General features: G+C 36.5%; 4 protein-coding genes. All 4 read left to right on the plus strand.

Annotation, left to right across the window (positions count from 1 at the left end):
- A partial coding sequence (locus ACY65O_RS00525; protein WP_462218890.1) for a glycoside hydrolase family 130 protein occupies positions 1-885 on the plus strand: 885 nt, incomplete at its 5' end.
- A 534-nt stretch (positions 886-1,419) separates the two neighbouring features.
- Positions 1,420-1,677, plus strand: a complete 258-nt coding sequence (locus ACY65O_RS00530) for a hypothetical protein (RefSeq protein ID WP_462218891.1) — start codon at positions 1,420-1,422, stop codon at positions 1,675-1,677.
- Positions 1,678-1,867: 190 nt separating this feature from the next.
- Positions 1,868-2,869, plus strand: a complete 1,002-nt coding sequence (locus ACY65O_RS00535) for a 4-hydroxyproline epimerase (RefSeq protein ID WP_462218892.1) — start codon at positions 1,868-1,870, stop codon at positions 2,867-2,869.
- Between the two features lie 152 nt (positions 2,870-3,021).
- On the plus strand, positions 3,022-3,882 hold an 861-nt coding region (locus tag ACY65O_RS00540; protein WP_462218893.1), incomplete at its 3' end, for an FAD-dependent oxidoreductase.

Genomic DNA, 3,882 nt, shown 5'->3' on the forward strand with positions numbered 1-3,882 from the left:
AGAAATAATAAAGTATATATTTTATTTCGAGCCGAAGATATTCCCGGCGTGGGTATTGGTATGCGTACTTCCAGGATTGGAATAGCTGTGAGTGATGACGGCATTCATTTTAAAAAAAATCCTGAGCCGGTATTATACCCCGACAGCAGCGAATTTATTAAATACGATTACCCAGGCGGTTGTGAAGACCCAAGAATAGTTGAAAACGAAAAGGGAAGTTATGTTTTGATGTACACCAGTTGGAACCGGGATGTTGCAAGATTAAGTGTAGCCACATCAAATGATTTATTGCATTGGAAAAAACAAGGGCCTGCTTTTTTAAAAGCTTATGATGGAAAATATTTAAACACCTGGAGTAAATCCGGGTCGGTTGTTACAAAATTAAAAAATGGAAAATTTATTGCTGCAAAAATTAATGGTAAGTACTGGATGTATTGGGGCGAAGGCCCCGTGTATTTAGCAGCATCAACCGATTTAATTAACTGGATACCGTTAACAGATAACAATAAAGAATTGATACCAATATTAACTGCAAGAAAAAAAATGTTCGACAGCCATGTAGTAGAACCCGGCCCGCCGGCAATACTTACCAATAAAGGAATTGTTTTATTATATAATGGAAAGAATGCAGAAAATGATGACGCAGACCCTTTGCTTGCAAAAGGAATTTATTGTGGTGGCCAGGCTTTGTTTGATGCCAAACATCCTGAAAAATTATTGGACCGCTGCACTACTTATTTTATTAAACCAGATTTACCGCACGAAATAAAAGGTCAATATACTTCGGGTACAACATTTATTGAAGGACTGGTATACTTTAAAAATCAATATTTTTTATATTACGGCACGGCGGATAGTATGGTGGGTGTGGCGGTGAAAAAATGATACGTAATTCCTTAAAACTCTTTTGGGTTTTGCCGACTCTTCATAACACTTGGAGGGTTTTGCTTAGTTTCTTAATACTTGAAGTGTTTGTAAAACCCTCCAAGTGTTTTATCGAGGCACCAAAAAAATTTGTATAAGAAAGCTTACATCTATAATTATAAAAAATATGCAGCCGGGTAATTTTTATCATCTTTATAACCATGCAAATGGCAATGAAAATATCTTTTTAGAAGAAAGGAATTATTTTTTCTTTCTACAGCAAATGAATACACATATTTTGCCGGTTTCCAGAATATATGCCTACAGCTTAATGCCAACCATTTTCACCTTTTAGCACAACTTAAAACAGAAGAAGAATTAACAAAACAATTTGAACAGCAAATAAAAACAAAGCAAATACTATCCAACAATAACCAACTTGTGTTTAACCAGCAGGATTACTTATTTAAAAAAGCCAATAAAGCCTATTCAAACTTTTTCAATAGCTACACCCAATCATTTAATAAATTTTATAATCGCAAAGGCAGTTTATTTATGCAGAATTTGAAAAGCGAAGAAATTAATACTGACAATTCATTTTGTAAGGTGGTGCATTACCTGCATGCAAATCCTGTGCATCATAGATTTGTAAAATCGCTTGAAGACTGGCCACATACTTCCTACAAAAAATTTTTAAGTAACATGCCAACAAAGTTGGAAAGAAATTATGTCCTGGATATGTTTGGAGGGTTAGATCAGTTTATCAAATATCACGAGCAACCAATTGATCCGAAATATAAATTTTTAGAATAGCAGTACAAAACTCTTGGAGGGTTTTGCAAAAGCCTTAAAAAAATCTGAGATTGCAATAACCCCTCCAAGAGTTTGCGATGAGCAAACTGGTACAAAACTCTTGGAGGGTTTTGTATAGCCTTAAAATAAATGAAAGGCTAAAATAACCCTCCAAGAGTTTGAACGGACTCTCTTAATTTTGAAAGATAAAATGAAACAAACATTTACCTGCATTGATGCCCACACCTGCGGCAATCCCGTACGCCTTGTAAAAGAAGGCGGCCCGGTATTGCAAGGCAATAACATGAGTGATAAACGCCAGCATTTTTTAAAAGAATTTGACTGGATAAGAAAAGGATTAATGTACGAACCCCGTGGGCACGACATGATGAGTGGGAGTATTTTATATTCACCACATGATCCAGAAAATGATGTGGCTGTTTTATTTATTGAAACCAGCGGTTGCCTGCCCATGTGCGGCCATGGAACAATTGGAACAATAACAATTGCGATTGAAGAAGGATTGATACAGCCCAAAGTAAAAGGTATTGTAAAGATGGAAGCCCCGGCGGGGTTAGTCAACATTACTTATACTGAACAAAACGGAAAAGTAAAATCAGTAAAACTAACAAACGTAGCTTCTTATTTAGCAGCAACAGAATTAACAGTTGATTGCCCTGAGTTAGGCGAATTAATTATTGATGTGAGTTATGGCGGGAATTTTTATGCCATTGTAGATGTACAAAAAAAATTTAAAGGATTAGAAAATTATACTGCTGATAAATTAATAAGTTGGGCAAGAGAATTAAGAAAAAATATCAACGCCAAATATGAATTTGTACATCCGGAAGATGAAACAATAAAAGGTTGCAGTCATATTTTATGGACGGGTGCGGTACTGGATAAAACATCAACAGCACGGAATGCCGTTTTTTATGGTGATAAAGCTATTGACCGCAGCCCTTGCGGCACGGGCACTTCGGCACGTATGGCGCAGTGGTACGCCAAAGGCAAATTAAAAAAAGGAGATGAATTTATCCACGAAAGCATAATTGGCAGTAAATTTACCGGCAGAATTGAAGAAGAGGTTATGCTTGGGGATAAAGCGGCTATTCGGCCAAGTATTGAAGGCTGGGCTAAAATTTACGGGTACAATTCTATTACTATTGATACTGGTGATGATCCGTATGCATTGGGGTTTCAGGTTTTGTAAAACGCATTTGGGAGACTAAAGAAAAGCGTATTTTTAAAAATATTTTTGATTTGCATAGAAATCATTTTAATAATCAAAACTTAATTCATTTTTTTCTGTGCTATGCAGCAGTATAGTTTTGAATTGAGGTTCCCCTTTACTGGGCAGTGGGTATGAAGGTAACTATTATTGGAGGCGGTGTAATTGGATTATGCAGTGCTTACTATTTACAAAAACAAGGTTACGATGTAACAGTTATTGAGCGTGGCGATATCACCGATGGCTGTTCGTTTGGTAATATGGGCTATATATCTCCAAGCCATTTTGTGCCATTGGCCAGCCCGGGCATTATTAGCCAGGGTTTAAAATGGATGCTCAGTCCTTCTTCGCCATTTTATATTAAACCAAGATTGAGTTTAGAGTTAATGGAATGGGGCTATCATTTTTGGAAAAACAGTAACGCAGCAACTGTACAAAAAAATGCGCCTCATTTAAATAATATTTTACAATTAAGCCGCAGGCTTATAAATGATTTGCGTACAGATATTGGCGACAATTTTGAAATGGAAACTATTGGTTGCCTGATGATGTGTAAGCAACAAAAAACATTAGACCACGAATTTCATTTGGCAGATGAAGCGGAGCAGTTTGGTTTAAAAGTGGAACGTTTACAAAAAGCCGATGTACAAAAATTAGAACCCAATGTAGAAGTAAATGTTGCCGGTGCAGTTTTATTTAAAGACGATTGCCATTTTAATCCCGGCAAAATGATGCTGGCATTAAAAAATTATTTGGTAGAGAAAGGTGTTAAACTGCAGCTTAACACCACCGTTACGGGATTTGAAAAAAGCGGCAAAACAATTGCTGCTGTTATTACCGACAAAGGAAAATTTAATTTCGACCAGGTTGTTGTTGCAACCGGAAGCTGGCTGCCGCTTGTTACAAAAATGCTGGACATAAAATTATTATTGCAACCAGGTAAAGGTTACAGCTACACTTATCCCTCTGTAGAAAAAAATATAAAATACCCTGCT

The organism is Ferruginibacter sp. (assembly GCF_031430955.1).
GTDB lineage: Bacteria > Bacteroidota > Bacteroidia > Chitinophagales > Chitinophagaceae > Ferruginibacter.

Bases quoted from the DNA above. Each gene is read 5' to 3' on its own strand.
- ACY65O_RS00530 (WP_462218891.1), top strand. From the start codon at position 1,420: ATGCAGAATTTGAAAAGCGAAGAAATTAATACTGACAATTCATTTTGT.
- ACY65O_RS00535 (WP_462218892.1), top strand. From the start codon at position 1,868: ATGAAACAAACATTTACCTGCATTGATGCCCACACCTGCGGCAATCCC.